Here is a 23,412-nt window from a genome sequence, read left to right as displayed (position 1 = left end):
CGAGTCACAGCAACTTAAGCGTTTGCTTCGTAACGAATATCTTGCAGGTTGAACCCTAAATCAATATCGGTTTTGAGTGCCGATACTTGCTTACATACACGAGCGGATTCGATGTGTTCGTCGAACTTCTTACGATATTTTTTCGGCAGATCTTCTGCTTGATAGGCCGCTTCGATATCTGGGTAAGTGGTCAATATCTCTTTGGCTGCTTTTGGCCCGATACCTGGGATGCCCGGTACTTGGCTTGAGCTTACGCCCGTTAATCCCCAGTAATCCGCCAGTTGTTCAGGTTTAACGCCAAACTCAGCTTCGATAAAGGGTTTATCTAACCAGCGGTGCTGGAAGTAATCTCGGATCTGAAGCGTTGGTGACAACAGTTGGCAGTAGCCCTTATCCGTCGAGACGATGGTGACGGTTTCTCCGTGGTCAGCTACTTTCTTTGCCAGTGTTGCGACGAGATCATCCGCTTCATCGCCATCAGACAGCAGTGAATCAATGCCTAACTCCCACCAAGCTTGTTGAATAGCATCAAGGCCTTTCATCAATGGTTCTGGCATCGGTTTACGATTCTGCTTATAAGCAGGAAGCACATCTGCGCGCCAGCCACGGTCTTGTAAATGGTGATCAAATACCGCGATGATGTGGGTGGGCTTTGATTCATTCAGAATCTTATTGAGAGTGCGAATTGTGGTGGTAATGGTTCTTGCTATATCGGTTGGATCCGGCTGAACAGAGTGCACGCGTCGGATGAGGTTTAAGGCATCGATAATAACAAGATGGATAGACATAAGTTTCCACTAAATAGGCAATAAAAAAGGGGCTGCTAGCCCCTTATAGTAACGTATCACTTGGTGAGTTGAAACGTTAGCGACGTAAACGTCATAAGCTGATTAACTTTATGTCTGCCACTTAGTTACTCGTTAATGAGTGTGCCTATTCGCTCGGTGCGATTTTATAGCAAGGCACGTAATCAGAGCCGCCCGGTAACTTCATTCGATGTTGCTCAACAAAGTCATTCAGCAGTTGGTCCATCTTGGTCATTAGCTCTTTGTCGCCATCAATTAGGAATGGGCCGTGCTTCTCGATCTCCAGAATACCCTCTGCTTTGACGTTACCAGCCACAATGCCTGAGAACGCTTTACGTAAATTAGCGGCTAGGCTTTCTGTTTTTTGGTCCATATGAAGATCAAGCGCCGCCATAGATTCGTGTGTTGGGTCGAATGGCAGTTGGAACTCAGGCTCAATATGCAGTGACCAGTTGTAGCTGTAGGCATCACCGGTCTCTTTACGGTGAGAACGCACATCTGGCATCGCTTGTTTCATGATTTTCGCAGCGCGTGCTGGGTCATCAATCACGATCTCGTAATGTTTCTGCGCATCAGGCCCTAGAGTTTCCCCAATGAACTTATCGATTGAGCGGAAGTAAGCCTCACTCTCTTTCGAGCCCGTTAACACAATCGGCATTGGTTGTTCGGCGTTATTCGGGTGCATCATGATCCCTAAGATGTACAGCAGCTCTTCCGCCGTGCCTGGGCCGCCTGGGAAAATGATGATGCCATGTGCCATACGAACGAATGCCTCAAGACGCTTCTCGATATCTGGCATGATCACCAGTTCGTTTACTATCGGGTTTGGTGGCTCAGCGGCAATGATTGAAGGCTCTGTCAGTCCTAAGTAACGATGATCAGTATAACGCTGTTTCGCGTGACCAATAGCCGCGCCTTTCATTGGCCCTTCCATCGCACCCGGTCCACAACCTGTACAAATGTTCAGCTCACGTAGGCCCAGTTCATTACCCACTTCGCGAGTGTACTGGTATTCAGTGGCATTAATTGAGTGACCACCCCAACACACGATCAGGTTAGGCTCGATGCCCGGCGTAAGTGCGCCTGCATTCCTCAGAATACCAAATACGAGGTTGGTAATGTGAGTGGCATTAGTCAGGTTGAGCCTTTGGTTATCTGCGAGGTGCATGTTGACGTAAACAATGTCACGCAGCACTGAAAATAGGTGCTCTTGAATACCCTTGATGATTTCACCATCGACAAAGGCATGCTCTGGTGGGTTGCTTAGTTCGAGCTTAATACCACGCTCACGGCGAACGACTTCGACATCGAACGACAGATATTTGTCAAGCAACTCTTTGGAGTTGTCGGTATGGCTACCCGAGTTCAGGACCGCTAACGTACAGTTGCGATACAGTTGGTACAGATCACTAGACGCGGTTTTCTTAAGACGCTCAACCTCAAGTTGAGAGAGTAAATCCATGCTACCGGCAGGGCTGATATGAGTGATCATAGTGCCTCCTTGTTGAAAAGAGCAGGGGACGTTGAAGTGACCCTCTGGCTCGAGAGTGAGAAGCAAACGTTGAAAGTGTTTGGTTAAAGGTAGGAGAGAGTTAACCAGACGAAACGGATACGACAGCGTTGCTTGCCATGAATGCTTGTTAAGCGAATGTTAATCATTAGCTTAGCAAACATTGAGGGAAATGGTATGTGATAAGTATTTGAAAAAATGAAATAAATTAAATCTAGGGCTGGCCTAGTGCCAAACAAGTTGGTTGGTACCGCGTTGTTTTGCTTTATTTAGAGTCTTATTGAGTCGCTCTAGCACTTCTTCAGGTGTATCTGACTCTTTAAACTGAGTACTTGCCGCGCATAAAGTGATCGTGATTTGCTGGTCACGGAATTTAAAGGGCAGGCGGCTTACTTGAGTTTGAATGTTCTGAATCACCTGATGGCAATATTCATCGGTTTGCTCTGGCAGCAATAACACAAACTCTTCACCTGAAAAACGTGCCACAGTATCGGTGGTGCCTGCTTCTTTGGTAATAGTTCTTGCGATGATCTTGAGTGCTTTGTCGCCCGCGGTGTAACCAAAGCTATCGTTAATTGCTTTGAAGTTGTCGATGTCGAGCAGTACTACGCGTAGCGAGTGTTGCGCGCGGATCCAGCGGCGATACTCAAGCTCTAAGCGATCAGTAAAGGCAGTGCGATTGTAAACCTTGGTTAGAGGATCAAGCAGCATACGCTGAGCCTGATCTTCCAAGCGCTTACGGTAATCTTGCGTCACTTCATAGAGTGAATCTAACTGAGTCTTTCCGTAACTCATTCTCTCTATCAGAGCTTGTTCTTTTTGCTCTGCGTGGTTCAGCCTTTCCGAAAGAGAGGCGATTTCACTGAGTAGCGGATTAATCGACAGCTTTAAACTATCAATATCTTTCGCTTTATCTACCGAGCTTTGGCTTCTAGTGACTAGTTCATTTAACTCAGAGTTTAGACCTTGTCGGTGCTCAAAGTAGCTCTGGCTCTGGTCGGCATTTTGGTCTGCCGTTTTGATGCTGGACGCTAAAGAAGAATTAAGCTGATCGATGAATTGTTCAGACTTCTTACGTTCTAGGTTGGTGCCTTCAATAACCAGTTTGAGGATCTGAAGTGTTAGCTCAAGTAGGTTTTGTGTGGAAACACCAAGCAGCAGCTTCGCTCGAATATCGGTAAGCAGATCACCCGATTCACCCTCGAAGTCGAGTTCAGTGATCAGATGTTGTAGTTCGTTTGATAGGTCGGAAAGGAGCTCTTGTTCCGGAGAGTGCGCAGCATCGGCAAAATGAGTGCGTGAGTTGTTCGCCATAATCTTAATGGCACGCTCATAAATACCGAGTAGTTTCATGGCATGGTCAACTTTCTGACTGCCATTGCATTCGGAGAAGCTAAGTAAGTTTCGTAGGTCGCGTTTTAGCTGTGCTGGAAGGCCAGTTATGCGTTGCAGCGTTTCCCCACTGTGCTTAATGCTATCGTCCAGATATCCGTTCTGTTTATCCATAGCCAACGTTTTCTGCTTAAGCATCCTTTCTAATACTGCCAGCTTTGGGATCATCGAGCTAATGTCTTTTTGCTTTTCTAGCTCTTCCCTAAGGGCAATGAGGTTTTCATCTAAATGGCTGTTACTACCAACACATGCATCACTTAAAGACGTGACGATACGCTTTAGAACTTTCTGTTCTCTAATAAACTTGAACGAGGTGTCTCTTTGCGTCAAACGGACCTGATCCAACTGAGATTTCAGCTGGTGGAGTTGCGCCTGAATGTCTTTTTCAAGAATGCCCATAGATGTATTTATTAGCGCCGCGTAGACCGATCTCGATCATTTTGATGAAATTCCGTTACATCGATAATAACAAAACTAAAAATAAGGTCACGACTTGCTGCTCTTAACCGCTCGCAAATCAGTCATCTTTTAGCATTTTTTTGATGTTGTCCTCATTCTGGTACGAGGATTGTATTTTTATTAACCCTTGATTAATCGCATGTTTACACGCTTCTCTTATGTTACCAGTTGCAAGGCTCGCTGCTGGTGCATTATCGATAGCTTTTAGATAGACCCATTGGCTACTGCGCTCTTTGAGACTGATCTCACGGGCGAGATTGGTCGACATCAACAATACGTCGAGCAGCTCTTGATCGTTAATTGCGGTGTAAGCGCGTGGCAAGAATGGGTAGTCAGCGATGCCCATACGGACCGTTCGGTTGATGTTTCGCTCTGTTTCGAAGTCATTCACCCAAGACTGAATCTTTCTGAACATGTCCTCAGGCGACAAATCACGGTCCGCGTTTGGCTCGATATAAAGCAGGTTCGCATCCGAGAAGTGGTAGACACGAGCTGGGCCTTCAAGCTTAGATTTTAGGAATTCACCGAAAGCGTCTTCCAGTTCTAGACCGGCTTTGTAACCGTTCTGCGTGTACATATTGCGTAAGAACGGTAAATCAATCATCACGAAGCGTAAGCGGTCGTTGAGTGGCTCATGAATCAATTCGCCAAGTTGCCACTGTTCGAAGGTCTGGCTGGTTTGTTCTAGCGAATTGGACAGCTTGGCATTGAGCATTCTGAGGTTCGGGAGCTTAGATCGTGAGTGCGTAAACAGGTCTGTTCGTAGTGAGTCGACTTCTTTGGCTAAGGTTTGAATGAGGTAGCCACGGCGAAGCACAAAGAAGAACAAGATAATACTGAACAGGAATAGGGCGAACGATATTTTCTGGAACTTGCGATGCTCTAGTTTGTACTTTTCTAGCTCTTGCGCTTGGCCTGCGTAGTGCAGGGTTTGTTCGGCAAATTCTTTCTGTTGACGGAACGCGTCTTCGCCAACACGGTTGAGTTTTTGCTGCTCTAGAGAGACAAGGCTGTTGTATTGCTTGAGGTTTGCCAATGCTTGCTGTGGACGACCTGCCTGTTCATAACCCAAAGAAAGTAAGTAGTACGAGCGTTGTGAAAGGCGCATGTTCTCTATCTGGCGTGAGATCTCAAGTGCACGTGTCGCATGCTTTATCACGTCTTCGCTTTCTTGTAGGTGATACGCTAACCCTGCAGATAACAGTGCAGCACGGCCTTCCAGCTTTGGAATGTCGGTATATTCCAGCAGCTCAAGGGCACGGGTTAGGTACTGTTCTGCTAGAGGGTAGTTATAAAGGCGTAAGTAGGTCGCCGATAGACTTAGTCGGATATCAATGACTTGGTGGATATCTCGGTCAGTGCTTTCGTGATCAAGAACGTTGAAGAAGTGTACCAAGGCAAGGTTATATTTCCCTTGATAGAAGTACACATCCCCCATTTTCTTAAGCACTTGTGCTAAGACAGGCGAGTTTTCAAAATTGTCATAGAAATCAGCGGCTTGAGATAGGTGTTCTAACGCTTTATCCAACACTTGGCGCTCAAAGAAAAGCTGCGCAAGTAGGCGGTTGACCTTGGCCAAACGTGAACTTAGATTGCCCTCTACTGATTTCCAGTAGCCATACAACAACTCGGATAACGCGTGGTTGTACTCTTTGTGAGTCAGATAAAACTCGCCGACGGAGATATGGTAGTCGATGGTGACTTTTTCAGAGTAACGTTGATCGAGATAGGTTTTGGCTTCTTGATAGAACTTTTCGGCTTCATCGATCTTGTTGTCGTAAGAGGCGATGTCGGCTTTCAACATGATCAAGCGATAGGTAATGCCTTCCGTTAAGCGTAAGGTTTTATTCACCGACTCTAGATTTGTTTCAATGTTAGTGAGCTCTGATTTTGCTTTGGCTGATTTTCTATCACTCAGCCAAAGTAAGCGAACTTTTAGGATCTGAAGATCTATTTTTAGGTAATCAAGCTTATAGGTTTGCGCTAGCTCGGAGGCTTTGTCGATGTGCTGAATCGCAATACGCATATTGCCAAGGTTGTATTCCGCTTTGGCTAAGATCTTATACGCATCGATACTGCTGTTTGGTGTTCGAATCGAGGAGTCTGTCTCTTCGCGAGAAATAGCTGAAGGGCTTTTCTCGCGTTGATCAGAAAGGACACGCAGCGTTAGGTAGCTGTTGGCCATTTGTTTTGCTTGGCTCGGCTCGATCTCAACCAAATTATTGGCTTCATTGAGTAGCGCCGACGAATAAACCGACGCATTGACCGATGTGCTTAAGCTTAAAATAAATAGACTAACAACGTATAACCAACGCATTTCAATGTCCCTTTAAAGATTTGGTAGGTTCAAATAAGTGTGGGTGGTTCTCGCCTGATTATTGGCGAGCCATACGCTTATTGTGGCTTGGTCTATCTTGCTCTGTTGAACGGTATGGGTTGATATCCAGACCACCACGACGTGTGTAACGTGCGAACACAGTTAGCTTCGAAGGTGCACAGTATTTCATGATGTCAGTGAAGATACGCTCAACACATTGTTCGTGGAATTCATTGTGCTCACGGAAAGAAACTAAATAGCGTAGCAGAGCTTCACGGTCAATTTGCTTACCAGAATATGCGATCTCAACGCTGCCCCAATCCGGTTGATTGGTGATCAAACAGTTCGACTTCAATAGGTGGCTGTGCAGTGTTTCTTCAACGTCTTGTTCGCCAGCAGCGCCTTCAAGCAGCGACGCTTCAAAGTCGTAGCTAGTGATTTGGATGTCTTGGTTGTCGATACAGTCACCTTCCATCGTCACGATAGGTTGGTTAGTGTAGTCGGTTACTGAGTTTACATTCACAATCACCGTTTCGCCTGCACATGCCGACAAATCTTGGGTCAGGCGCTCGGTTACTTGATCCCAGTTTTCAAATTGAGTCTGGTTGTAGCTGTTCAGGTACAGCTTGAAAGATTTTGATTCAATTAAATTTGGGCTGGTTGCTGGGATGAAAACTTCACCGACAGCCACTTGTGGTAGACCATTGGTGTTTAGCCACGAAAGCTCGTACATCGTCCAAATATCATGACCAACAAAAGGCAGCTCGCCGTTTAGCGCAAGATCATCGCGATTAAGGCTACGAGGCACTGGTTGCAATAAACTTGCATCGTATTGGTTAGAGTACTCAGTTTTTTGGCCAAGGGTTAAACCCGCTAGCTCTTTTGCGTCAGAATATTTGCTCATACTTTCGTTTCAAATTCGATTAGAATGGGGTCGATTTTACTGAATCCCCCTTACCCTGTCATTAAGTCATCGCTTAATCGGCGCGGAAAGGGCTCGGATTCTATTTATTATTTTGTGTTTAGGAGATTTTCATGACTCAACGTGCTCAAGACGCACTACTTTCTTTTAGTCAGCGATACGTTGACGCGTGGCAGCAGAAACACCAAAGCTTACCTCGTAATGAGGAGTTGGTGGACATCGTATCGCCATGCGTAGAAGAAAAGAGTGGCGATGCCGTGTTGTGGAAGCACTATCCACGTGAGCAATTCGCGGATTTCACCAACGTTGAAACCGGTATTGAGTTGACTCTGCATGAAGACATCAAAACTTTCTACGGCGCACAATTCAGCGCAGATATGAACGCAACTTTCGATGGTAACGAATTGACTCTGTTACAGATTTGGAGTGATGAAGACTTCGAATGCCTACAAGAAAACATTTTGGGTCACCTAGTAACTCAGCGTCGCTTGAAGCTAAAACCAACGGTTTTCATTGCCGCGACCGATGCTGAGCTGGATGTTATCTCTATCTGTAACCTAACGGGTAACGTGATTTTGGAGCGCTTAGGTACCAAAAATCGTGATGTGCTCGCCGAGACATTGGCAGAATTTTTAGAAAAGCTACAACCAGCGGTATAAATAGATGTACGTACTAGAACTTCAATTTGAGTGTTTTGATAACACAACGGTAAGCGCTGTCGACAAGGCGGTTAATGGCTTAATGGATGCACTTCGTTATAACGGACAAGTGTTAGGTCGTGAGTTCCCAATCGTGATGGGCGATGGGGAATTCTATGTTCGCGTTGTGTGCCCGGAGCAAGATAGCTTGCACCCGCGGAATCACTCAGACTTTGTGAAAATGTGTTTTGATCGCTTGTCTAACGCGAGCCTACTAGCGCCTAAAATGCGTTTGCTCGGTCGAGATCTGAACTCAGAAGAAGTGGCAGAAGATGAAACACCAAGCTGGCAGGTGTTATACACGACATTCGTGCACACCTGTTCACCGCTGCGTAGTGGCGATAGCTTGCTACCAATCCCTTTGTATCGCAATCCACCTACCTTCAATGGCGACCATAAAGCCGTGTTGAAATGGCAGACCGAATGGCAAGCCTGTGATGAAGTACAAATGGGTGGTGGTTGTCGCGCGGAACATGCAACGCTAACCGAGATCAGTGACACGAAGAGTGTGCTGTTTAAACGCGGTTGGGGTCTAAGAGGGCGCATTGAGTATCTGACTAAGGTTCCAACCTACTACTACTTATACCGTGTCGGTGGGATCAGCCTGAAAGATGAAAAAGAGCGCAAATGCCCGCAATGTGGTGGTGAATGGCTGCTAGATGCGCCTATCCACGATATTTTCTATTTCAAGTGTGATGACTGCCGATTGGTGTCAAACATCTCTTGGGATCACCTGAAGTAGTCTTCTTGTAGTTATTTAAGCGTCATGCTTTAGATATCGGAGTGCTATTTAGTGCTCCGATATTTTTTTCCTTTTATATTAAATGTTTAGCACCTTGTATCATCCCCGATGCCGTGACTTCGTTACCTGTCTTAGCTTGATCTTTGTTACTCTCTTATCGTTATCCTTTTCCCCTTTAAATACGCACAGAACGTGATATTCAGCTCTTTCTGTAGCGCCAATGTATTCATTGAAATAATCCAACACCCATCAACTTTTAGTTATCTCAATAGTTATCCTGATCACAATAATCAATCAGTTCTCTTTCAATTTATATTCTGCTCAATATAAATGGGATCGATCCCATGGGAATGTTCCCATTTATAAATAATAACCTGATTCTAGATCTGAAAGGAATGGACGATGAAACTGTTACCTATTGCTGCTGCACTCTCTACTGCTTTACTTGCTCCTAATTTATACGCTGATGAAACCACGCCATTGGAGTTCAATGGCTACATGCGCGGCGGCGTTGGCCTGAGTAATGAAGGCGGCTCAAACAGCAAGTGGGAGGTGAGTAAAGTTGGCCGACTCGGCAACGAAAATGACCTGTATGGTGAGTTTGGCTTTAAGAAAGAAGTGTATGCTGAGGACGACGTTTCATTTTTAGTTGATTCCATGTTGTCGTACTGGCAAGGCCAAGATGAGAATGCCGCGGATAAAAGCGTGGATGTGGTGCAATTGAATGTTCAGGCGGTGGGGCTTTTTGAAGATAAGGACATTGGGATTTGGGCGGGTGAGCGCTACTACCAACGTCATGATGTGCACATCGTTGATAACTACTACTGGGATGTAAGTGGTATTGGAGCCGGCGTTGAACACATCAACCTAGGCCCTGGTAAATTATCGGTGGCTTTGATTCAAGACACGGTGACTGGCGATGTGTTTGATGGCAAAGAAACCACAGCCATGATTGCTGATATACGTTATGCGGGCATTCCATTGTGGAGCAATGCTGATCTTGAGGTCGGTATTGATATGAACTTCGCCAATGAAAAACAAGGTCAAACGGTGGATGCGGATGACAGCGTAATGCTAACGGCGAGCTTGAATCAAAACCTATCTGGCGGCTTCAACAAAACCATTCTACAGGTTGCTAACTCTGGTTATGCCGAGCAGATGACGACTTTTGGAACGGGTAAAGGCATCGTTCGTGATGCAAACAACAATGACGCCGATGGCTTCCGTTTGATTAACTGGGGCGTGCTTGCGATTGGTGAGAACATCGAGTTTGGCCACACTGTGCGTTATGCCGCGTCAACCGGTGTGGGTGCTAATAATAGTGATGATGACTCTTTCAGTGCCGTCATTCGTCCGCTTTATAAGTGGGACAAGCGCATGCGTACCATCCTTGAAATTGGTGGTTTTGTAGAAACGATTGATAACCAAGATGGGGCAGGTGGTAAATTCACAATCGCTCAGGCTTGGGTTCCACAAGTGGGTTTCTGGTCTCGTCCTGAATTCCGTATCTTCGCCACTTACTTGAATGATGCTGAAAACGACAATGCCTTCGGTGAAGGTAAAAACAGTGAAATGAGTGTTGGTATGCAAGTGGAAGCTTGGTGGTAAGTCGAACTTCCTGGTAAATCCTAACCAATAAAAAGGGGCTGACGTTATGTCAGCCCCTTCGGGTATCTATACAGTGCTGTTATTTAGTTGATTACCAACCTTTAACGACGCCACCTTGGAAGATGTCAGAAGCTGCGTTGTACACTTCTTCAGTTTGGTAAGCTTTAACGAAGTTTTGTACGTTTTCAGCGTTTAGGTTGTCTTCACGAGAAACGATTAGGTTTACGTAAGGAGAATCTTTGTCTTCAACGAATACGCCATCTTTTTGTGGAGTCAGGTTGATAGAGCTCGCGTAAGTTGTGTTGATGATAGATAGAGCAACATCATCAAGAGAACGTGGCAGTTGAGCTGCGTCTAGTTCAACAATCGTTAGGTTCTTAGGGTTACCCACGATGTCGCGAACTGTAGCTAGAAGACCTGCGCCTTCACGAAGTTCAAGAAGACCTTGTTGCTCAAGAAGAAGTAGAGAGCGACCTAGGTTTGTAGGGTCGTTTGGTACAGCAATACGAGCACCGTCTTGGATTTCGTCTACCGATTTCACTTCTTTAGAGTAACCCGCAATTGGGTAAACAAACGTGTTACCAGCGATAGTTAGCTTGTAGCCACGGTCAGCCACTTGCTGATCTAGGTACGGTGCGTGTTGGAATGCGTTGATGTCGATAGAACCATCATCTAGAGCTGCGTTTGGTGTTACGTAATCCGTGAAAGTAACCAGTTCAACGTCTAGGCCGTATTTCTCTTTCGCTACTTTAGCTGCCACTTCAGCAACTTGCGCTTCTGCACCTGCCATTACGCCAACTTTTACTTTAGAAGTATCCACTTCTTTATCACCACAACCTGCTAGAACTAGCGCTGAAGCTGCTGCTGCGATAGTTAGTAAACCTTTAAGGTTAAATTTCATAATAATCTCCTTTTAATAAATCTATTTAATTAGGTTCAGACGACTCTAATCTTTATGTGTGAGTCTTTATCTGTGGTCAACGCGGCGAACTAATGAATCACCGATTGATTGAATAATTTGTACCAGCACAATCAACATCACTACTGTCACAGCCATGATGGTCACATCGTAGCGGTGGAATCCGTAACGAATCGCGACATCACCTAGGCCACCACCGCCTACAGTACCGGCCATTGCTGAGTAGCTCACCAGAGTCACTAGCGTAATCGTTACTGAGTTGATGATAGTCGGTAGTGCTTCTGGAAGCAGAACCTTATTGATGATTTGTGTTGGTGTTGCGCCCATTGATTGGGCCGCTTCCACTAGACCTGTTGGTACTTCAAGTAGTGCACTTTCGATAAGTCGAGCCACGAATGGGATAGCGCCAATCGTCAGTGGAACAATCGCTGCTGTTGTACCGATGAAGGTACCAATCAGCATCTTAGTCAGTGGAATAATCGCAACCATCAAAACTAAGAAAGGTACTGAACGACCCACGTTCACAATCGCACCTAGAATCTTGTTTACTTTGGTGTTCTCTAACAGGCCACCTTTTTTAGTCGTATGCAGAATCACGCCTAGTGGAATACCGACCGCGAAGCCAACAATGCCTGCAACAGCAACCATGTAAAGCGTTTCGCCTGTTGCGCCTAATAGAAGGTTACCGTTAAGGCTGATCCAGTCAGCAATCTCGTTGAAACTAAAGGACATAACCAAGCACCTCTACTTTTACATTGTTGTCGCGTAGGAATTGGATAGCAGCATTATCATCTGCTTCATTACCGAACAGTTCAGCGACCATCATGCCGAACTTCACGCCACCGGCGTAATCAAGGTCAGAACTTAAGATGCTGACATCGATATTGAATTTACGTGCGATTTGCGTCATTAGCGGAGCATCAACCGTTGCACCCGTAAACTCAAGACGCACCAGCGGGTAGCTGCTGTTTACGCGAGTCTCTTGCAAACGTGCTTGGTAATCTTCAGGGATCGTCAGATCCAACGTTGAGCGAATAAACTGATGCGCTAGCTCTGTCTTCGGATGAGCAAAGATGTCACCGACTGTACCTTTCTCTACCAATTCACCGCCGCCAATGATCGCAACCTCGTGACAAATGCTTTTAACCACATCCATCTCGTGTGTAATAAGCAGGATAGTGATGTTCAGCTTGCGGTTGATTTCACGCAGCAGCTCAAGGATAGATTGAGTTGTTGCTGGATCCAATGCGCTGGTGGCTTCATCACATAGCAGTACTTTCGGGTCAGAGGCCAGTGCGCGAGCAATCGCCACACGCTGCTTTTGACCACCACTTAGGTTTGCCGGGTAGGTGTCACGCTTATCAGCAAGGCCAACCAGTTCAAGTAACTCGCTGACTTTCGCTTCAATAATCGCTTTATCTTTACCAGCAAGTTCTAGAGGCAGTGCTACATTGTTAAATACAGTACGAGAAGACAGCAGGTTGAAGTGCTGGAATATCATGCCGATGTTACGGCGCGCTTCGCTAAGTTCTGATTTGCTGAGTTTTGTTAGGTCGATACCGTCAACAATCACTTCACCAGAGGTCGGAGCTTCCAACATATTTACACAACGGATCAGGGTACTTTTGCCTGCACCAGAAGAGCCGATGACTCCAAAGATTTGACCTTGAGGAATGTGGAGGTTGATATCAATTAAGGCATTGATTTCTTTAGTGCCTTGATAAAAAACCTTGTTGACTTGATTCACTTTAATCATAGAGAAACCCGTGCAGGTAGAACAGAATAATATGTCGATAGCTCGCTCGATTTACAGACGATGCTATGGTGTTCTATGATCTAAGTCAATAGATATTTTTACGTCTAGACGGCTAAACGTCGATTGTATGGCTAAGCTAGAAACAAATCGTTAACGAACGCAAAACTAAATAGATAGTGATGAAGCAAATAAAGCGTGTAATAATTAATGATTAATAGAGAGTTGATAGAGAACAAAATTTTGTCTAAACCTGCTGTTTTTTTAGATCGTGATGGAGTGATTAACGTTGATCACGGCTACGTACATGATGAGCATGACTTTGAATACATCGATGGTGTGTTTGAAGCGGCGAAAGCGTTTAAAGATATGGGTTATTTATTGGTGCTAGTGACCAACCAATCTGGTATTGCTCGCGGCATGTTTAGTGAAGACCGTTTTCTTTCTTTAACGCAGTGGATGGATTGGAACTTTGTTGATAATGGTGTCGAGCTCGATGGCATTTATTACTGTCCTCACCACGCTGAGCACGGTATTGGTGACTACAAGCAAGATTGTGAATGTCGTAAGCCAAAGCCAGGCATGTTCATTTCTGCTCGTGACTTTCTGAAGATTGATATGGCTAACTCGGTCATGATCGGCGATAAAGCGGAAGACATGATGGCTGCAGAAGCAGCAGGTGTTGGTACTAAAGTCTTGGTAAGAACGGGTAAACCCATCACTGAAAAAGGTGAAGCGTTGGCTAGCGTGGTACTTGATAGCATTAAAGACGTACCCGCTTTCTTAAAAGGCTAAACGTTTTATTTATCACTAAGGTATGGACCTATCATTAGGCACTTACATTAGGTTTGTTCGAACCTGTGAATAGGCTAAGTGTCGTTGACTATATAAAGATGAGGAACGAAGTATGAAAGCTATGTTGGTAGCATCTCTATGTACAGTAGCATTGGTTGGGTGCTCTAAATCAGCAGCCCCTGAGACTGATAGCGCAACATCGAATGATCAATTCGCGACTTATCAATGTGAGTCTGACGTCTCGTTTGATGTGTCTTACCTTGATAATGAAAAAGCGGTACTACGCTTGCCTGATAATGAATACCGCCTGACTCAAGTTCCAGCGGGCTCAGGAACCAAATACATCTTAGATGATGGCACTTCAGAGATGATTAACAGCATCACTTTGCGCACGAAAGGTGACAATGCGCGTCTAGAACTTGGTCGCGTAGTCTATCGAAATTGCCAAAAGTAAGTCATAGTAAGAACTGCTAGTATTTACAAACAGTTAAGTGAGGGAATCTACCCTCACTTTTTCTTCTCTTCCCTTTAACGTTAGACTTTTTATGAGCAAAAAACTCACTATTCTTGATATTGCAAAGCTGTCCGGTGTTGGTAAGTCAACCGTATCACGCGTTCTGACCAATGATCCAAAAGTGAAACCTGAAACCCGTGAAAGGGTGGAAAGAGTAATTCAAGAATCTGGGTACACGCCTTCAAAATCTGCGCAATCGATGCGCGGTGGCAGCCAAAAAGTCATCGGCGTGATTATCTCTCGTTTGGACTCTCCCTCTGAAAACAAAGCCGTTAGCACGATGCTGGCCGAGTTGTATCGAGCGGATTACGATGTCGTGATCATGGAAAGCCAACTTGATAGAGATAAAGCCAATGAGCACCTGCAAGTTCTAAAGCGTCGTAACGTTGATGGCATTATTGTATTTGGTTTTACTGACTGCGATATTCCGGCAATCGAAGCTTGGGAACACAAAGCGGTGGTGATTGCTCTGGATACCGAGAACGTGACGTCGATTAACTATGATAACCAACAGGTGATCAATAGTGCGTTGGTGCATTTATCGGATCAAGGGATCTCTGACATTGGCTTTATCGGGGTTGATCCTAGTGATAAATCAACCGGTGAACTGCGTCTTAAGGCTTATCTCGATTGGTGTGAAAACACAGGTTCGGTGGCAAACTATCGTACTGGTCAACTTCATCACGAAAGTGCTTATCAGCTGGTGGATGAGGTACTAACACCTAACACCCAAGCTATAGTCTGTGCTAGTGACACATTGGCTCTCGGTGTGATCAAACGTCTGCAAGAGCGACAACGTGAAGATGTGGTCGTCACCGGCGTTGGTGGTAATGATCTTCTCTCTTTCTTGTTCCCTCGAGTATTTAGCATTGATCCTGGGTATCAATCTGCAGGTAAATTGGCCGCTAATCTATTGATCTCTCAGCTTTTAGGCAATTCAGAGATCTCTCATCACACTCAATCTCCGATTCTATAATCCACTCAATTAAGCGAAATTGAACCGCTTAGATTAAAATTAGAGTGTGATCTCTTTCAATTAATGGGACTGTTCCCATTTTAATTTATCATTCATGTGGGCATTATAATAACCGTGATTGGGAATGTTCCCATCAATCTAAATCGAAGTGGTTATAGCTGCATGGTTTAGAAGAGTAATTGAATGAAACCAGGGTGGGGTAGTATGAGTAAGATAGCGAAGCAAGACGTTGCGCGTCTTATCGAGTTAGTCGGTGGTAAAGAAAACATTGCGAGTGTCAGCCACTGTCTGACTCGACTGCGTTTTGTATTGAACGATACAGAGCAGGCCAACAAAGCTGAACTCGAAAAACTGAAGCTAGTAAAAGGCTGTTTTACTAACGCAGGCCAATTCCAAGTTGTGATTGGCACTGAAGTTGATGAAGTGTACGCACTTCTGATTGAACAGACAGGTAAAGAGGCATCATCAAAAGATGAGGCGAAGCTGGCTGCTCGTCAAAATATGAACTTCCTTGAGCGTGGTATCTCCCATTTAGCCGAAATTTTCGTACCACTGCTGCCTGCCATCATTACAGGTGGTTTGATTCTTGGTTTCCGTAATGTGATTGGCGACATTCGCATGTTCGACGGCAAAACCTTAGTTGAAATCAGTCAATTCTGGGCAACCGTTCACTCTTTCTTATGGTTGATCGGCGAAGCTATTTTCTTCTTCCTACCGGTTGGTGTGTGTTGGGCTACGGTTAAGAAGCTTGGCGGAACCCCAATTTTGGGTATCACGCTCGGTGTGACCTTAGTTTCACCACAACTCATGAACGCATACATGATAGGTAAATCGGTACCTGAGGTATGGGATTTTGGACTGTTTGTGATTGAGAAGGTCGGTTATCAGGCTCAGGTGATCCCAGCAATGTTAGCGGGTGTGGCTTTGGCGTTCATTGAAACCAATCTTAAGCGCATCGTCCCTGCTTACTTGTACCTAGTTGTGGTGCCATTTGTATCGATTATTTTGTCTGTGATTCTAGCGCACGCTTTCATTGGCCCATTCGGTCGTATGTTAGGCGATGGTGTGGCATTCGCAGCTAAAGCGGCAATGACAGGTGATTTTGCGATTCTTGGTTCAGTGGTTTTTGGTTTCCTATACGCACCTTTGGTTATCACGGGTATTCACCACACCACCAACGCGGTGGATCTGCAACTGATGCAAGACTTAGGCGGGACACCAATTTGGCCTTTGATTGCACTATCAAACATTGCACAAGCATCGGCAGTAGTCGGCATCATTATCTTGAGTAAGCGTGAAGGTGAACGAGATATCTCGGTTCCTGCGGCAATCTCAGCCTACTTAGGTGTAACAGAGCCTGCGATGTACGGTATTAACCTTAAATACAAATTCCCAATGCTGAGCGCAATGATTGGTAGTGCTGTTGCAGCCGCAATCTGTGGTAGCGCGGGTGTGATGGCGAATGGTATCGGTGTCGGCGGCTTGCCGGGCATCCTATCGATTCAACCTCAATATTGGTCGATTTACCTAGTCGCGATGCTGGTGGCGATAGTACTGCCTATCACGCTAACCCTGTTTTTCTACAAGCGAGCCCAATCCAAGGGTGAGTTAGAAACCGCGAACGCGTAATGCATTGAATAAGCGATGACTCCAAAATGAGTTATCGCTTTTTCTCTTAGTTATAGCTTTTTCTTTTAGTTATAACGGCTATTCGACCATGATTCACATGGTGATTTTTATTTTATATTTTCTGGTAAGTGAGTGTTAGAGATGGCGATGACTGAACATGATGAAAGCTGGTGGAAAACCGCAACCATCTATCAAATCTACCCAAAGAGCTTTTGTGACAGTGGCAGTAAAGGTACTGGCGACATCAAAGGGATCATTTCGAAACTGGATTACCTCAAACATTTGAGTGTCGATGCGATTTGGCTAACCCCGGTTTACGCATCTCCTATGATCGATAATGGTTACGATATCTCAGACTACTACGCGATTAATCCTCAATTCGGCACCATGGAAGATTTCGACCTATTGCTGGCTGAAGCGCACCAACGTGGTATTCGTATCGTGATGGATATCGTGGTAAACCACACCTCAACAGAACATGCGTGGTTTCAGTCAGCATTGGGTGATAAAAACAGCCCATACCGCGACTACTACATATGGAAAGATCCCGTAGATGGTCAAGCACCAACTAACTGGCAGTCTAAGTTCGGTGGTAATGCGTGGGAACTAGATGAGGCGACTGGGCAATACTTCCTACACTTATTCGCCAAAGAACAGGCTGACCTCAACTGGGAGAACCCGGTTGTACGTGAAGAAGTGAAAGACGTTATCAGCTTTTGGGCAGAAAAGGGCGTTGATGGTTTCCGCTTGGATGTGATCAACCTGATTTCGAAGCAGCAAGACTTTCCTAATGATGATATCGGTGATGGCCGTCGTTTCTATACCGATGGTCCACGTGTACACGAATACCTGAAAGAGATCAGCGAAGCGGTATTCCAGAAGTACGGCAGCGTGACCGTAGGCGAGATGTCTTCAACCACGTTGGAACACTGCCAGCAATACTCAAACGTTGATAACAGTGAGCTATCGATGGTGTTTAACTTCCACCACCTTAAGGTCGATTACACCAATGGTGAGAAGTGGACCAATGCGCCGTTTGATTTCTTACAGCTCAAATCGATCTTTAACCACTGGCAAACGGGATTGAATGGCAAAGGGTGGGGCGCACTATTCTGGTGTAACCACGACCAACCAAGAGTGGTGAGCCGCTTAGGTAACGATCAGCAATATCGCGTTGAATCAGCCAAGATGCTTGCCGCTTCTGTTCACATGATGCAAGGCACGCCGTATATCTATCAAGGTGAAGAGATTGGTATGACCAACCCAGGTTACACCGAGATCAGCCAGTATCGTGATGTAGAGAGTACCAATATGTACGACATCATGGTGAATCGTGATGGTGTGGCTCATGAAGATATGATGGCGATTTTGGCGCAGAAGTCTCGTGATAACTCTCGTACACCAATGCAATGGAACAGTGAGCCTTACGCAGGGTTCTCACAAGCTCAGCCATGGCTTGATGTAGCGAATAATTACCCTGGGATTAACGCTGAGCAAGCACTGGAAGACAAAGACTCTGTTTTCTATTTCTATAAGAGTTTGATTGAGTTACGCAAACAAGTACCAGTGATTACGGATGGCAGCTATCAAGATCTATTGCCTGAGCACCCGTCGGTATTTGCGTACTCTCGTGAGAGTGAAGGACAAACTCTGCTGTGCATTAACAACTATTATGGTGAAGAGGCTGAATGCGTTTTACCTGAACGTTTTGAGATGGCAAAGGCTAAGAGCTTGTTGTCTAATTATCAAGTGAGCGAGAGTTTAGTGGCGTCTCATCATCAAGTTTTGCAACCTTACGAGACTCGTATTCTTTTGATCGAAGGTTAGCCTTGTTTTTATTTCAATCGGCTTGATTCTCTTCCCCTTAAAGGATTCGGCTGTTAAAAGGCTTTGGAGTGCTCCCCAAAGCCTTTTTTGTTTTAGTGATGGCTGGAATATCGTGCCTCGAGTCTACTTGCTAGAAGTTTGAGCATCGAGTGCCAGCAACGACAGAGCAGGTAATGAACTTTAAGACGCGTAATTCACCGAGTAGCGAGTTGGTTTGTGGTTCATTGCCAATACGATGTTCAATACTGCGGTGCCTAATACAGATACGGCAATCACCCAAGGTGACACGAAGAAGAACGATGCAAACAGAATACACGCATCAATACCCATTTGTGTTTTGCCTACCGAGATACCGTAGCGGTCTTGGATAAACAAGCACAGTACGTTGAAGCCACCCAGACTTGAGCGGTGACGGAATAGGATTAGCATACCTAAGCCCATTAGTAAGCCGCCGGCAACAGCACAATAGATCTCGTTATGAACTTCTAGCGAGATAACTAAGTATAAATGATCGGCAAACACAGACACTAAAGCACCAGAAATCGCACTGCTAATAGCAAAGCTACGGCCGAATCGTTTCCATGCTAATAAATAGAATGGACAATTGGCAACAAAGTACAAAATACCAAAGGTTACAGGCAAGAATTGACTCAAAAGCAGAGCCAAGCCAGTAGTGCCCCCGGTAAGCAGGTTCGCTGACTGTAAAAAGAAGACGCCTAACGCCACTAAAAACGTGCCAGTGAGAATCGCTACCCAATCTTCTTTACGTGAGTGTTTTTCCATCGTTTTTATAATTACCTAACCAATAAAGGCGTGCATAGTAGAGAAAAACCTTAGCTTTCGGTAGCTTGAGGGGCAAAATTAAGGTAAACCTATGTAATCTGCGTTTTACAGGGTGTAAAGCGTAAAATTGACAGTAAGCGCCATCTTTGGTTGGATAAGCCAAATAACCATGATGAATCTTATTTGTGATTATGAAAAAACTGCATGATAAAATTGCAATTAGCTCTTTATGACCTAGATCAAATTATGTAGAATGCGTCACATCAAAACGGTGACGGAAACGTTTGCTTTCGGTCGTTGTGTGGTTTTTTTGAAACTTTCAGTACAATCTGAGTCAGGAGATACAGATGCTTAAGCGTGACATGAACATTGCTGATTACGATGCGGATCTATTCGCAGCTATCCAAGAAGAAACTCTTCGTCAGGAAGAGCATATCGAACTTATCGCTTCAGAAAACTACACAAGCCCACGTGTAATGGAAGCTCAAGGTTCTCAGCTAACAAACAAATACGCTGAAGGCTACCCAGGCAAGCGTTACTACGGTGGTTGTGAGTACGTAGACAAAGTTGAAACTCTAGCAATTGAACGTGCATGTGAACTATTTGGTGCAGAGTACGCAAACGTACAGCCTCACTCAGGTTCTCAAGCAAATAACGCTGTATACATGGCACTACTAAATGCAGGCGATACGGTTCTAGGTATGAGCCTAGCACACGGTGGTCACCTAACTCACGGTTCTCCAGTAAACTTCTCTGGTAAGCTTTACAACATCATCCCTTACGGTATCGATGAAGCGGGTCAAATCGATTACGAAGAGATGGAAAAGCTGGCTATCGAGAACAAGCCTAAGATGATCATCGGTGGTTTCTCTGCTTACTCTCAAATCTGTGATTGGAAGCGCATGCGTGAAATCGCTGACAAAGTAGGTGCTTACCTGTTCGTAGATATGGCTCACGTAGCAGGTCTAATCGCTGCAGGCGTTTACCCGAACCCAGTGCCACACGCTCACGTAGTAACTACAACGACGCACAAAACGCTTGCGGGTCCTCGTGGTGGTCTAATCCTTTCTAACGAAGGCGAAGATCTTTACAAGAAGCTGAACTCAGCAGTATTCCCAGGCGGCCAAGGTGGTCCTCTAATGCACGTTATCGCTGGTAAAGCAGTAGCGTTCAAAGAAGCTCTAGAGCCAGAGTTCAAAGAATACCAAGCACGCGTTGTTGCTAACGCAAAAGCAATGGTTGCTGAATTCCTAGCTCGTGGTTACAACATCGTTTCAGGTTCTACAGAGAACCACCTGTTCCTAGTTGACCTAATCAACAAAGACATCACAGGTAAAGAAGCAGATGCAGCACTAGGTGCAGCAAACATCACTGTAAACAAGAACTCAGTACCAAACGACCCACGTAGCCCATTCGTTACTTCAGGTATCCGTATCGGTTCTCCTTCTATCACTCGTCGCGGTTTCTCAGAAGTAGACGCGAAAGAGCTAGCAGGTTGGATCTGTGACATCCTAGATAACATGGGCGATGAGTCTGTTATCGAAGCAACGAAAGCAAAAGTATTAGAGATCTGTAAGCGTCTACCTGTTTACGCTTAATTTTTCTGCGTAGTAATTTGAACTTCGTTGTCGAGCATGCTCACTTACATCCGTAAGCTCCGCGTGCTCTCCTAGAATTTCAAACGACTACTTTGAAAAAGTACTTTTAAAGGGGCTCATTGAGTCCCTTTTTGTTTTAGGGAAAGGTGTTGAAGACTCTGCACCTGTTCCTTGAACTAAAGCTATTTGATTGAAAATACGATTTGAAAGGCTCCTTTATTGGGGCCTTTTTGGTATCTATCGGAATGAAAGTTGGGTTACCTGAGAATACAGAAAGGCGGGTACTAAAAAGGGTTAATGCTTTCACATCAACCCTTTGTGGTTTTCTTATGTTGGTTCTACTTTCTGATACTAAGCAGGGTGCCAGACTTACACTTGAATGAATAATAATGGCGGCTCTCATTGAATTTGCCTAAGCCTTCGCCGTCACAGTAATCGATATTGATATCACGCATCACTTCTAATGTGTCTTCGCTGTTCAAAGCGAATTTAGAGCCATCAGAACAGACGATACGAACTCGTTCATCATGGCTTACAGAGTAAATATCGACTTCAGTATTACACAGCTCAAAAGAGGCTTCGCGAAAGTTGTCTTGCTGAGTATTTGAAGCGCAACCTGCGGTGAGTGCGGCTGCGATAACGGCTAAAAGTCCGAGTCTTTTCATTGTTAATCCTTCACTATCATCAAGTTGAGTGATGAGTTTTATATGCTAGTTTAGGTAGCCTATACAACAATACGCTTTGGTTCAAGGCGCGTTCGTTGACTCTAAGATATAAAAGTATAGGTGCATACAGATAATTTATAATGGGTTTGCTGCGTGTTTCCTTATTACGTATCACCAACAAAAAAAGACCAACACAGAGGTTGGTCTTTAAATAGGAAGATTTTTTAAACGACTATCGAAACTGTTTAGCTTCTGGAAGATACTCAAAACCAGCAGACGCGAGCTTAGCGATTAAGGCTGCTTTGTCGATTTCGTAGAAGTTGACCACTCGATCTAAATCACCGCCGAAGTCGTCACGAAGCTTCATGTTGACGATGCTCATCAACATCACTGGATCCATTTTTTCAAAGTTAGCGAGGTTCATATTAGTCCTCGAAATCTGAAATCAGTAAGTTAGCAGCGGCAAAGGCTGCACGTTCACGAGCTTCTTTAGGAAGAGACTCATCGGCAGCAAGGTCATTCAATGTTTTTACTGCGCAGGTGATCGCTTTAGGGATATAGCCTTGGTCGCCACTGCCAATTTGAGAATACAGTTCACGAACCAAATCACAACAATCGTATACTTTCATTTTTATACCTAACCAAATGATAACTGATCTCAATATACACATAGAGATAAGCAAAAACAAAGTGGATCTGATCAAGTTCAGAGTTAGTTTGTCCTTGCTCAATATCTCACTTGGTTAGCTCGCTGCTTAGGCCGTTCTTTACGGCTTCGTTTGGTACTTGCCGATTAGCCAGAGACTTGTTGTTCAAGTTGATAGGTGACTTCATCAGCAAGATTGAGCTGTTTCGCGAGCTCTTTCAGGTACGCCTTTTCCATGAAATTCTGTTCGTCGGCCACAATCAAAGAGGCTAAGTAGATCTCACTCGCCTGTTGAGGTGACGTTGCCAGTTGAGCGATTTCGCTTGGGTCGAGTGGCTTATGCAGTTCTTCAGAGACCAATTTAGTCAGTTGATAATCAGCGCCCATATTCTCGACGGCTTGCTCTATCTTAGCCATCTCTTCTTCATCAACATGGCCATCAGCTTTAGACGCGGCAATCATCGATCGTAGAATCAGCACGCTGTGGTTTGCATCATTTTCATCAAACTGAGCCTGTTCGGCGTTAGGTGTCTGGCCTTGTTTGGACTGGTAGTCGTTGTAGACTTTATAAGCCAAAGCGCCCAGTGCTGCTGCGCCGCCAATCCCAGCCGCTTTCTTACCCATTTTCTTAGTCTTCTTAGAGCCCATTAACGCACCTAACAGTCCTCCGCCAACTGCGCCTGCACCGAAGGCTCCGAGTGTACTTTTACTGCTACTCTTGCTATTGCTGCCTTGAGAAAGGCCACTTAAACTTGAAGACCCTTGTGAAAGTTTCTGAGTACCTTGTTTTACGAGATCTGATTTAAGTGCTTGGTTCAGTAAGCTTTTGATATCCATCGATACCTCCAATGGT

The 23,412-nt window shown here is 45.1% G+C and carries 22 protein-coding genes; 9 read left to right on the top strand and 13 right to left on the bottom strand.

The annotated features are described in order from the left end of the window. Positions 1-14: 14 nt before the first annotated feature. The 5 genes from xni to queF all read right to left on the bottom strand — a co-directional run bounded on the left by xni (position 15) and on the right by queF (position 7,388). The gene (gene xni, locus AB6F11_RS00570) at positions 15-788 is read right to left on the bottom strand and encodes a flap endonuclease Xni (RefSeq protein WP_017069498.1); all 774 of its coding nucleotides are present in this window, start codon (positions 786-788) and stop codon (positions 15-17) included. 145 nt (positions 789-933) lie between these two features. Continuing rightward, positions 934-2,298 (bottom strand): nucleotide 5'-monophosphate nucleosidase PpnN, encoded by a 1,365-nt coding sequence (gene ppnN / locus AB6F11_RS00565; protein WP_102393213.1) that lies wholly within the window; start codon positions 2,296-2,298, stop codon positions 934-936. Between the two features lie 243 nt (positions 2,299-2,541). Next, positions 2,542-4,107, bottom strand: a complete 1,566-nt coding sequence (locus AB6F11_RS00560; RefSeq protein ID WP_102393214.1) for a GGDEF domain-containing protein — start codon at positions 4,105-4,107, stop codon at positions 2,542-2,544. 118 nt (positions 4,108-4,225) lie between these two features. Continuing rightward, on the bottom strand, positions 4,226-6,484 hold the full coding sequence (locus tag AB6F11_RS00555; protein ID WP_102393215.1) for a tetratricopeptide repeat protein: 2,259 nt from the start codon (positions 6,482-6,484) through the stop codon (positions 4,226-4,228). A gap of 58 nt (positions 6,485-6,542) precedes the next feature. After that, positions 6,543-7,388: an NADPH-dependent 7-cyano-7-deazaguanine reductase QueF gene (gene queF / locus AB6F11_RS00550; RefSeq protein ID WP_017060768.1), complete on the bottom strand. Its 846-nt coding sequence runs from the start codon at positions 7,386-7,388 to the stop codon at positions 6,543-6,545. A 131-nt stretch (positions 7,389-7,519) separates the two neighbouring features. Between queF and syd the strand changes: the two genes are divergently transcribed. The 3 genes from syd (at position 7,520) to AB6F11_RS00535 (ending at position 10,454) form a co-directional block, all read left to right on the top strand. After that, positions 7,520-8,065, top strand: coding sequence for a SecY-interacting protein (gene syd, locus AB6F11_RS00545; protein ID WP_050633962.1), 546 nt, complete (start codon positions 7,520-7,522; stop codon positions 8,063-8,065). A gap of 4 nt (positions 8,066-8,069) precedes the next feature. After that, positions 8,070-8,846 (top strand): Zn-ribbon-containing protein, encoded by a 777-nt coding sequence (locus tag AB6F11_RS00540; RefSeq protein ID WP_102393216.1) that lies wholly within the window; start codon positions 8,070-8,072, stop codon positions 8,844-8,846. A gap of 402 nt (positions 8,847-9,248) precedes the next feature. Further along, positions 9,249-10,454, top strand: a complete 1,206-nt coding sequence (locus AB6F11_RS00535; protein WP_050633964.1) for a carbohydrate porin — start codon at positions 9,249-9,251, stop codon at positions 10,452-10,454. A gap of 91 nt (positions 10,455-10,545) precedes the next feature. Here the strand turns inward: AB6F11_RS00535 and AB6F11_RS00530 are convergent, their stop codons facing one another. The 3 genes from AB6F11_RS00530 to metN form a co-directional block, all read right to left on the bottom strand. Continuing rightward, a complete protein-coding gene (locus AB6F11_RS00530; protein WP_017060765.1) occupies positions 10,546-11,355 on the bottom strand; it encodes a MetQ/NlpA family lipoprotein in 810 nt (269 codons plus the stop codon). A gap of 66 nt (positions 11,356-11,421) precedes the next feature. After that, positions 11,422-12,105: a methionine ABC transporter permease gene (locus tag AB6F11_RS00525; protein ID WP_017060764.1), complete on the bottom strand. Its 684-nt coding sequence runs from the start codon at positions 12,103-12,105 to the stop codon at positions 11,422-11,424. Continuing rightward, entirely contained in the window at positions 12,095-13,129 is a 1,035-nt protein-coding gene (metN, locus tag AB6F11_RS00520) for a methionine ABC transporter ATP-binding protein MetN (RefSeq protein ID WP_017060763.1), read from the bottom strand. The genes AB6F11_RS00525 and metN overlap by 11 nt, the downstream gene beginning before the upstream one ends. A 207-nt stretch (positions 13,130-13,336) precedes the next feature. Here metN and gmhB point away from each other — a divergent pair, with 207 nt between their 5' ends. The 5 genes from gmhB (at position 13,337) to treC (ending at position 18,867) form a co-directional block, all read left to right on the top strand. After that, positions 13,337-13,921, top strand: coding sequence for a D-glycero-beta-D-manno-heptose 1,7-bisphosphate 7-phosphatase (gene gmhB, locus AB6F11_RS00515; RefSeq protein WP_017060762.1), 585 nt, complete (start codon positions 13,337-13,339; stop codon positions 13,919-13,921). A 112-nt stretch (positions 13,922-14,033) separates the two neighbouring features. Further along, positions 14,034-14,375: an MliC family protein gene (locus tag AB6F11_RS00510; RefSeq protein WP_017060761.1), complete on the top strand. Its 342-nt coding sequence runs from the start codon at positions 14,034-14,036 to the stop codon at positions 14,373-14,375. 91 nt (positions 14,376-14,466) lie between these two features. Continuing rightward, positions 14,467-15,411 carry a trehalose operon repressor TreR gene (gene treR / locus AB6F11_RS00505; RefSeq protein ID WP_017071999.1) on the top strand — a complete coding sequence of 315 codons (945 nt, stop codon included), beginning with the start codon at positions 14,467-14,469 and terminating at the stop codon, positions 15,409-15,411. A 204-nt stretch (positions 15,412-15,615) separates the two neighbouring features. Beyond that, positions 15,616-17,040: a PTS trehalose transporter subunit IIBC gene (gene treB, locus AB6F11_RS00500; RefSeq protein ID WP_017063347.1), complete on the top strand. Its 1,425-nt coding sequence runs from the start codon at positions 15,616-15,618 to the stop codon at positions 17,038-17,040. 141 nt (positions 17,041-17,181) lie between these two features. Next, entirely contained in the window at positions 17,182-18,867 is a 1,686-nt protein-coding gene (gene treC / locus AB6F11_RS00495; protein ID WP_102393217.1) for an alpha,alpha-phosphotrehalase, read from the top strand. A 180-nt stretch (positions 18,868-19,047) separates the two neighbouring features. Here the strand turns inward: treC and AB6F11_RS00490 are convergent, their stop codons facing one another. Continuing rightward, positions 19,048-19,650, bottom strand: coding sequence for a YitT family protein (locus AB6F11_RS00490; RefSeq protein ID WP_017060757.1), 603 nt, complete (start codon positions 19,648-19,650; stop codon positions 19,048-19,050). Between the two features lie 347 nt (positions 19,651-19,997). Here AB6F11_RS00490 and glyA point away from each other — a divergent pair, with 347 nt between their 5' ends. Next, complete coding sequence (gene glyA / locus AB6F11_RS00485) at positions 19,998-21,248, top strand: serine hydroxymethyltransferase (RefSeq protein WP_102393218.1); 1,251 nt, start codon at positions 19,998-20,000, stop codon at positions 21,246-21,248. Positions 21,249-21,586: 338 nt separating this feature from the next. Here the strand turns inward: glyA and AB6F11_RS00480 are convergent, their stop codons facing one another. The 4 genes from AB6F11_RS00480 to AB6F11_RS00465 all read right to left on the bottom strand — a co-directional run bounded on the left by AB6F11_RS00480 (position 21,587) and on the right by AB6F11_RS00465 (position 23,396). Continuing rightward, positions 21,587-21,913, bottom strand: coding sequence for a hypothetical protein (locus AB6F11_RS00480; RefSeq protein ID WP_102394418.1), 327 nt, complete (start codon positions 21,911-21,913; stop codon positions 21,587-21,589). Positions 21,914-22,145: 232 nt separating this feature from the next. Beyond that, positions 22,146-22,337 (bottom strand): DUF4250 domain-containing protein, encoded by a 192-nt coding sequence (locus AB6F11_RS00475; RefSeq protein ID WP_004738555.1) that lies wholly within the window; start codon positions 22,335-22,337, stop codon positions 22,146-22,148. Between the two features lies 1 nt (position 22,338). Beyond that, a complete protein-coding gene (locus AB6F11_RS00470; protein WP_008222923.1) occupies positions 22,339-22,542 on the bottom strand; it encodes a YaeP family protein in 204 nt (67 codons plus the stop codon). Positions 22,543-22,706: 164 nt separating this feature from the next. Then, positions 22,707-23,396 carry a tellurite resistance TerB family protein gene (locus tag AB6F11_RS00465; RefSeq protein WP_017060754.1) on the bottom strand — a complete coding sequence of 230 codons (690 nt, stop codon included), beginning with the start codon at positions 23,394-23,396 and terminating at the stop codon, positions 22,707-22,709. Between the last annotated feature and the right edge of the window lie 16 nt (positions 23,397-23,412).

The organism is Vibrio sp. 10N.247.311.14, assembly GCF_041467715.1.
Lineage (GTDB): Bacteria > Pseudomonadota > Gammaproteobacteria > Enterobacterales > Vibrionaceae > Vibrio > Vibrio crassostreae_C.
The sequence above is the reverse complement of the archived record's forward strand: the minus strand, read 5'-3'. Positions and strand labels throughout refer to the sequence as shown.

Coding starts and splice junctions, on each gene's coding strand:
- xni (WP_017069498.1), bottom strand. CDS start 788: ATGTCTATCCATCTTGTTATTATCGATGCCTTAAACCTCATCCGACGC.
- ppnN (WP_102393213.1), bottom strand. CDS start 2,298: ATGATCACTCATATCAGCCCTGCCGGTAGCATGGATTTACTCTCTCAA.
- AB6F11_RS00560 (WP_102393214.1), bottom strand. CDS start 4,107: ATGGGCATTCTTGAAAAAGACATTCAGGCGCAACTCCACCAGCTGAAA.
- AB6F11_RS00555 (WP_102393215.1), bottom strand. CDS start 6,484: ATGCGTTGGTTATACGTTGTTAGTCTATTTATTTTAAGCTTAAGCACA.
- queF (WP_017060768.1), bottom strand. CDS start 7,388: ATGAGCAAATATTCTGACGCAAAAGAGCTAGCGGGTTTAACCCTTGGC.
- syd (WP_050633962.1), top strand. CDS start 7,520: ATGACTCAACGTGCTCAAGACGCACTACTTTCTTTTAGTCAGCGATAC.
- AB6F11_RS00540 (WP_102393216.1), top strand. CDS start 8,070: ATGTACGTACTAGAACTTCAATTTGAGTGTTTTGATAACACAACGGTA.
- AB6F11_RS00535 (WP_050633964.1), top strand. CDS start 9,249: ATGAAACTGTTACCTATTGCTGCTGCACTCTCTACTGCTTTACTTGCT.
- AB6F11_RS00530 (WP_017060765.1), bottom strand. CDS start 11,355: ATGAAATTTAACCTTAAAGGTTTACTAACTATCGCAGCAGCAGCTTCA.
- AB6F11_RS00525 (WP_017060764.1), bottom strand. CDS start 12,105: ATGTCCTTTAGTTTCAACGAGATTGCTGACTGGATCAGCCTTAACGGT.
- metN (WP_017060763.1), bottom strand. CDS start 13,129: ATGATTAAAGTGAATCAAGTCAACAAGGTTTTTTATCAAGGCACTAAA.
- gmhB (WP_017060762.1), top strand. CDS start 13,337: ATGATTAATAGAGAGTTGATAGAGAACAAAATTTTGTCTAAACCTGCT.
- AB6F11_RS00510 (WP_017060761.1), top strand. CDS start 14,034: ATGAAAGCTATGTTGGTAGCATCTCTATGTACAGTAGCATTGGTTGGG.
- treR (WP_017071999.1), top strand. CDS start 14,467: ATGAGCAAAAAACTCACTATTCTTGATATTGCAAAGCTGTCCGGTGTT.
- treB (WP_017063347.1), top strand. CDS start 15,616: ATGAGTAAGATAGCGAAGCAAGACGTTGCGCGTCTTATCGAGTTAGTC.
- treC (WP_102393217.1), top strand. CDS start 17,182: ATGGCGATGACTGAACATGATGAAAGCTGGTGGAAAACCGCAACCATC.
- AB6F11_RS00490 (WP_017060757.1), bottom strand. CDS start 19,650: ATGGAAAAACACTCACGTAAAGAAGATTGGGTAGCGATTCTCACTGGC.
- glyA (WP_102393218.1), top strand. CDS start 19,998: ATGCTTAAGCGTGACATGAACATTGCTGATTACGATGCGGATCTATTC.
- AB6F11_RS00480 (WP_102394418.1), bottom strand. CDS start 21,913: ATGAAAAGACTCGGACTTTTAGCCGTTATCGCAGCCGCACTCACCGCA.
- AB6F11_RS00475 (WP_004738555.1), bottom strand. CDS start 22,337: ATGAACCTCGCTAACTTTGAAAAAATGGATCCAGTGATGTTGATGAGC.
- AB6F11_RS00470 (WP_008222923.1), bottom strand. CDS start 22,542: ATGAAAGTATACGATTGTTGTGATTTGGTTCGTGAACTGTATTCTCAA.
- AB6F11_RS00465 (WP_017060754.1), bottom strand. CDS start 23,396: ATGGATATCAAAAGCTTACTGAACCAAGCACTTAAATCAGATCTCGTA.